This window comes from Actinosynnema sp., assembly GCF_052038725.1.
On record NZ_JBQGCX010000899.1, the window covers coordinates 1 to 2,449 of the forward strand.

Here is a 2,449-nt window from a genome sequence, read left to right on the forward strand (position 1 = left end):
CCTCAGGCACGACGCCCCCCGCGCTGCCCCCCGCGCTGCCGCCCGCGCTGCCCCCTGCGCCGCTCCACCAGGAACGTCACCACCAGGTACCCCGTGAACAACCCCATGGCCCCCACCAACATCCCCTCGCCGAACACCGCCCCCGACACCACCGCGCACACCACCGCGGCGATCGGCGCGGGCAGCTTCCGCCGCACCCGGTAGGCGTCGATCCCCAGCACCAGGAACAACGCCGTCAACGCGAACCCCAACCCGTGCACACCCTCCGGCACCAGGTTCCCGACCAGCCCGCCCGCCGTCACGCTCGCGACCCACACCACGTGGAACCCGCCCTGGATCGCCAGGATCCGCCCCCGGCTCCACCCCCGAGCCTCCGGTGACGCGGTCAACGCCCAAGCCTCGTCCGTCAGCGCGAACGTGCTGTACACCTTCGCCCCGGCCCCCCGAACCCGGTGCAGCGGGAACGACAGCGCGTAGAACACGTGCCGGAAGTTCACCAGGAACGCCGTCACCGCGATCTGCGACAGCGGCGCCACCGCCATCACCAGCCCCAGCAGCAGGAACTCGAACGACCCGGCGAACACCACCGAGGCGAACACCGTCCCCCACCACCAGGCGAGCCCCGTGTGGGTGACAAGAACACCAAACGCAAGCCCGAGCGGGACCGCGCCAAGCGCCGCGGGAAGCATGTCCCGAAGCCCTCGCGACACACCCCCGCCCTCGACGGCGCCCTCAACGGCGCTCTCAACAGCGCCCTCAACGGCGGCAGGGGAAGAAACCGACATGCCACAACTTTATGTCCCCCAACCCCCGCTTGGATTGCTCCACGTCGCCTTATAATCGCCAAATGAGCAACAAACCCAAACTGGACGACACAGACCGAGCAATCCTGTTGCAACTCTCCGAGGACGGCAGGCTCAGCAACACCGAGCTGGCCCGCCGGGTCGGCCTCACCCCGGCCCCCTGCCTGCGCAGGGTCCAGCGCCTGGAGCGCGACGGCGTCATCGCCGGTTACCGAGCCGTCCTGGACCCCACCGCCGCAGGACGCCCGTTCGAGGTGGTCGTCGCCGTGGAGATCACCTTCAACGACCGCCAGACCGTCGTCGACTTCGAGGCCGCGATCACCTCCTACGACGAGGTCACCGAGGTCCTCCGCCTGTTCGGCCTCCCCGACTACTACCTGCGCGTCAACGTCGCGGACAGCGCCGCCTACGAGGGCTTCATCATGAACAAGCTCAGCACCCTCAAAGCCGTCAACCGCATCGTCTCCCACCAGAACATGAAGACCCTCAAGAAGACGACCTGACCAACCGCCTAACCGACCGCCTGACCACCCGCCCTCCCCCGAAACGCGTGCGCCGCAACCACCCGGGCCCCGACCACCAGCACCCCCGCGCTGACCGCCAGCGACCAGTGCAGCCCCACCACGGCCCCCAGCAACCCCACCGTGAACCCGCTCCCGGCCTTCAACCCACCCGCCGACACGTTGTACAACCCGATCACCCGCCCCCGGTCCGCCGCGGGCGCGAGCAACTGCACCACCGTCTGCGTGATCGACATCGACGCCAGGTTCGCCACCCCGCCCACCACCAGCGCGACCACCGCCACCGCGTAGTTCCCGGACAGCGCGAACACCACCGTGGTCACCCCGTAGAGCGCCGTGGCCGCGATCGCCGCCCCGACCTTCGGCCGCACCCACCCGGTGGCTTCCAGCACCAGCCCGCCGATCACCCCACCGGCCCCGTTGGCGAACAGCAGCACCCCGTACGCCACCCCCGCCGACCCGGCCCCCAGGTCGTGCGCGAACACCGGCATCGCCGACTGCATCGAGGCGCCGACCAGGAACGACCCCAACCCCGCCAACGCGATCATGCTCACCAGCGGCCGGTCACCGCGCACGTCCCGCAGCACCCTGACCGCATCCCGTACCCCCACCCTGGCCTTCCGCGCACCGCCCTCCCTGACGTGCCCGGTGAACCGCGTCCGGAACAGGAACAGCGTCAGCGGCAGGTAAAAAGCGATGTTCGCGAAGATCCCCCACGTCGGCCCGAGCCCCAGCAGCAGCGCCGACCCGACCACGGGCCCGAACAGCACCCCCAGGCTCCGGAACGTCGCGTTCAGCCGAACCGCGCTGGGCAGCTCCTCCCGCGAGACGAAGTCGTGCAGCAGCATCTGCTCGCCGGGCCCCCACATCGCCCCGGCGCACCCGTGCAGCACCAGCAGCACGCACGCGTGCCACACCTGCAACGCGCCCGTCAGGAACAGCACCCCCCAGGCGGCCGACACGAACATGAACAGCCCTTGGGCGGCCTGGATGAGCCTGCGGCAGTCGTACCGATCCGCGAGCCCGCCGAACCACACCGACAGCAGCAGGAACGGCACCCAGTGGCTGATCACCTGGAACCCGGTGAGCGCGGGGGAGTGGAAGCGCTCCCACAACACCCAGTAC

3 protein-coding genes are annotated in these 2,449 nt (G+C 70.1%); 1 reads left to right on the plus strand and 2 read right to left on the minus strand.

Annotated elements, in window-relative coordinates; translation table 11 throughout:
• Positions 1 to 2 precede the first annotated feature (2 nt).
• Positions 3 to 689, minus strand: coding sequence for an AzlC family ABC transporter permease (locus ACTUAL_RS18600; RefSeq protein ID WP_440901160.1), 687 nt, complete (start codon positions 687 to 689; stop codon positions 3 to 5).
• A 158-nt stretch (positions 690 to 847) separates the two neighbouring features.
• Between ACTUAL_RS18600 and ACTUAL_RS18605 the strand changes: the two genes are divergently transcribed.
• Complete coding sequence (locus ACTUAL_RS18605) at positions 848 to 1,306, plus strand: Lrp/AsnC family transcriptional regulator (RefSeq protein ID WP_096492879.1); 459 nt, start codon at positions 848 to 850, stop codon at positions 1,304 to 1,306.
• Positions 1,307 to 1,314: 8 nt separating this feature from the next.
• Here ACTUAL_RS18605 and ACTUAL_RS18610 read toward each other — a convergent pair.
• Positions 1,315 to 2,449: MFS transporter (locus ACTUAL_RS18610; RefSeq protein WP_440901161.1), on the minus strand; the 1,135-nt coding region annotated here is incomplete at its 5' end.

What these genes read in the sequence shown, in the direction of transcription:
- ACTUAL_RS18600 (WP_440901160.1), bottom strand. Translation starts at nt 689, where the DNA reads ATGCTTCCCGCGGCGCTTGGCGCGGTCCCGCTCGGGCTTGCGTTTGGT.
- ACTUAL_RS18605 (WP_096492879.1), top strand. Translation starts at nt 848, where the DNA reads ATGAGCAACAAACCCAAACTGGACGACACAGACCGAGCAATCCTGTTG.